Origin of the sequence: Stenotrophomonas sp. (genome assembly GCF_032103445.1) — a bacterium.
Lineage (GTDB): Bacteria > Pseudomonadota > Gammaproteobacteria > Xanthomonadales > Xanthomonadaceae > Stenotrophomonas.
Genome location: NZ_DAMDFR010000135.1, coordinates 1 through 3,783, shown reverse-complemented (window position 1 = coordinate 3,783; position 3,783 = coordinate 1). Strand labels below are relative to the sequence as shown.

Genomic DNA, 3,783 nt, shown 5'->3' with positions numbered 1-3,783 from the left:
GGCGGGTGACCGCGGCGATCATCGCATCGGCGGCGCTGCGCGGACGCGGGGCCGGCGGCGGCGGGGCCACGTCCTTGCGTGCCGCTTCCAGTGCACGCTGCACCGCGCCTTCGTCGTAGTTGGCGGCCGCAACGATCTCAACGCCTTCCTCGATCCGGCGATTGGACAGGATCACGGCGTCGGGGCCATGTTCCTTGCGCACCAGGTTCATGGCCGAGCGCATATCGGGAGCGACAAAGCGTTTGATTTTCATGCTGTGGTACCGGGACTTGGGCGGCTGTTCGGGTGAAGGGAAGCGCTGGTTGTCGGTGGTCTGCACGGTCCGGGTTTCCCTTCTGTTCCTGCTGCGTGATGTTCGAAGTGGTGTCTGTTTTCTGACGCTGTACTGTCGGAGTTCCGGCTCAGCTGATCGTGCCGACCAGCTTCAACCGCTTGTCCTCGGGTACCTCGCTGTAGGCCAGGACCGACAGCGACGGAACGCTGTGGCGGACCAGGCGTGCCAGCGCGGCACGTACGGGGGCGGGGACCAGCACCACGGCGGGCTCGTTCTTCGCTTCCTGCTTGCCGACACATTCGGCCAGGCTTTGATGCAGTCGCTCGGCGAGTCCGGGTTCCAGCGCGGCGCCATTCCCCTGTGTTGACTCCTGCAAGACCCGTTCCAATTGCGGGTTGAGGGTGAACACCGGCAGCTCCGGCGACATTCCGGCGATCTCCTGGACGATGAAACGGCCCAGCGCGTTACGCACCGCGGCGGTCAGCACGCCCGGGTCCTGGCTCAGCGGGGCGTGCTCGACCAGCGATTCGGCGATCTTGCGCAGCTGGCGGATCGGAATGCGCTCGATCAGCAGATTCTGCAGCACCCGTACCACCACCGACAGCGGCAGTGCCTTGGGGGTGAGGTCTTCGACCAGCTTCGGCGCACTCTTGGCCAGGTTGGCCAGCAGCTGCTGGGCTTCCTCGAAGCCGAGCAGTTCCGGCGCATGCTCGCGGATCAGGTGCGACATATGGGTGGCGACCACGGTGGCCGGGTCGACCACGGTGTAGCCCATCGATTCGGCGTGGGCGCGCTGGTGGGGCTGGATCCAGGTGGCATCCAGGCCGAACGCCGGGTCTTTGCCGGCAATGCCTTCCAGGGCACCGAGCGCGCTGCCCGGGTCCAGCGCCAGTTCGCGGTCCGGATGGATCTCCGCGGTGGCCACCGGCACGCCGTGGATCAGCAGGCGGTAGGTGGTCGCCCCCAGTTCCAGGTTGTCACGGATGTGCACCGAGGGAATCAGGAAGCCGATGTCGTGGGTGAGCTTGCGGCGCACGCCCTTGATCCGCGCCATCAGCTCGCCGCCGTGGGCCTTGTCGACCAGCGGGATCAGCCGGTAACCGACCTCCAGGCCGAGCGGGTCGACCGGACGCAGTTCGTCCCAGGTGAGTTCAGCGGTGGGCGAGGGGGTGCCGCCCGGCAGGCCGATGACCGGGGCGTTCGGGTCCAGCGGGGCGGCGTCGGCGGTGGCCGGTGCCTGCTGCTTCTTGTAGATCTTCCAGGCGATGAAGCCGAGGATGGCGGCCAGCGTCAAGAAGGCGACGTTGGGCATGCCGGGCACCAGGCCGACCACGCCCAGGATCGCGGCGGTGATCGCCAGCGCCCGGTACTGACCGAAGGCCTGGCCCATCATGGCCTGGCTCATGTCCTGCGAGCGCGAGGCGCGGGTGACCAGCATGGCCACCGCCGAGGACACCAGCAGCGCCGGCAACTGCGCCACCAGACCGTCACCGATGGACAGCAGGGTGTAGGTGGCGGCAGCGTCGCCGAACGGCATGCCGTGCTGGAGGACGCCGACGGCCAGGCCGCCGATCATGTTGATGAAGAGAATCAGGATGCCGGCGATGGCGTCGCCGCGGATGAACTTGCTGGCACCGTCCATCGCACCGTAGAAGTCGGCTTCCTCACGGACTTCTTCACGACGGACCTTGGCTTCCTCACGCGTCAGCAAACCGGCGTTGAGGTCGGCGTCAATCGCCATCTGCTTGCCGGGCATGGCATCCAGGATGAAGCGCGCGGTCACTTCCGACACACGCCCGGCACCCTTGGTGATGACCACGAAGTTGATGATGGTCAGGATCGCGAACACCACGATGCCGACCGCATAGTTGCCGCCGATCACGAACTCGCCGAAGGCCGCAATCACCTTGCCGGCGGCGTCATGGCCGTCCTGGCCGTTCAGCAGGATCACACGGGTGGAGGCCACGTTCAGGGCCAGCCGCAGCATGGTAGTAACCAGCAGCACGATCGGGAAGATGGTGAAGTCCAGCGGGCGCTTCACGTACACCACGGCCAGCAGCACCATCAGGGAGATGGCGATGTTGAAGGTGAACAGGGCGTCCAGCACCGGCGCGGCCAGCGGTACCACCACCATCGCCAGCAGGGCCAGCACGATCAGGGGGGCTCCCAGGCCGTTGCGGATCATGTCCATGACCCGGCGGGCGTTCATGCCACCTTGGGCGGGCTGGGCGCTCATGGGCGGCCTCCCTTGCCGAATTCATCCACATCGATACGCGGCGCAGCCGGCATCGGGCCACCGCGCCAGGCGCGCAGCTGGTAGACGTAGGAGAGGACCTGGGCCACGGCCGAATACAGTCTCACGGGGATTTCCTTGCCGAGTTTCCCTTCCCGATACAAGGCGCGTGCCAAAGGCGGTGCGGAGACCAGCGGCACCTTGTTGCCATCGGCCACTTCGCGGATGCGCAGGGCGGTTTCGTCCACCCCCAGCGCGACCACGGTGGGGGCCCCCATCTTGCCGCCGTCATACTTCAGGGCCACTGCGTAGTGGGTGGGGTTGACCACCACGACGTCGGCGGTGGGGACCGCTTCCATCATCTGGCGGTTGGCCATCTGGTGCTGCATCTGGCGGATGCGGCCCTTCATTTCCGGGCTGCCCTCGCTTTCCTTCATCTCCCGGCGCAGCTCTTCACGGGTCATCTTCAGCTTGCGCATCCAGTTCCAGCGCTGGTACGGCGCATCGATGGCCGCCAGCAGCACCATCGCGCCACCGGTGGCCAGCATCAGCTTGAGGGTGAAGCCCAGGCCGTTGACGATGGCCGCTTCCAGCGGCTGGTGGACCAGGTCGCGCAGGCCGCGGATGCCGTGCCACACCACCAGTCCGGCGGCAACGCCGACGAAGGCCACGCGCAGCAGCGACTTGATGAACTCGGCGATGGCCTCGGGCCCGTACAGGCGCTTCATGCCGGCCATCGGGCTGAGCCGGTTGAACTGCGGCATCAGCGACTTGTTGGACCAGCGCAGGCCGTCCATCACCAGGGGCGAGAGCAGGCTGGCCAGCAGGCAGATCAGCACCAGCGGCCACATCGCCACCAGCAGCTGCAGCGTCAGCTCGCCGAAGTGGCCGAACAGGGCCTGTGGATGCAGGCGCAGGCCTGGCTCCGGGCTCAGCGCGGCCTTCATCCATTCGCGCGAGTTGGTCGCCATCGTGCCGGAAAACGCCATCAACGTAGCGACCGCAGCGCCGAACACGGCGGCAGTGCCGAGTTCGCGCGAGCGCGGGGTATTGCCCTCTTCACGGGCGTCGCGCAGGCGTTTTTCGGTAGGTTGTTCGGTTTTTTCGCCGGCTTGTTCTTCGTCGGACATCGTTCACGCACCCCGGGGTATCCCCGGGGGTTGTGCAAGATCCGTGCCCAACGGCAGCCACGCAGGGCGTGGCTCTACGGAATGGCGTACGTCCGTAGATACCGTCTCGCCCCTGCCTATGCAAGGGCGATTTCGGGATCAAACGG

2 protein-coding genes and 1 pseudogene are annotated in these 3,783 nt (G+C 66.7%); all 3 read right to left on the bottom strand.

What is annotated here, in order from left to right; genetic code table 11:
- Positions 1–253 (bottom strand): annotated as a pseudogene (locus RT551_RS21385) (flagellar biosynthesis protein FlhF); the annotation flags it as partial.
- 148 nt (positions 254–401) lie between these two features.
- Positions 402–2,483 carry a flagellar biosynthesis protein FlhA gene (flhA, locus tag RT551_RS21380; RefSeq protein ID WP_313462207.1) on the bottom strand — a complete coding sequence of 694 codons (2,082 nt, stop codon included), beginning with the start codon at positions 2,481–2,483 and terminating at the stop codon, positions 402–404.
- A gap of 23 nt (positions 2,484–2,506) precedes the next feature.
- Positions 2,507–3,637, bottom strand: coding sequence for a flagellar biosynthesis protein FlhB (flhB, locus tag RT551_RS21375; RefSeq protein WP_313462205.1), 1,131 nt, complete (start codon positions 3,635–3,637; stop codon positions 2,507–2,509).
- Positions 3,638–3,783 lie beyond the last annotated feature (146 nt).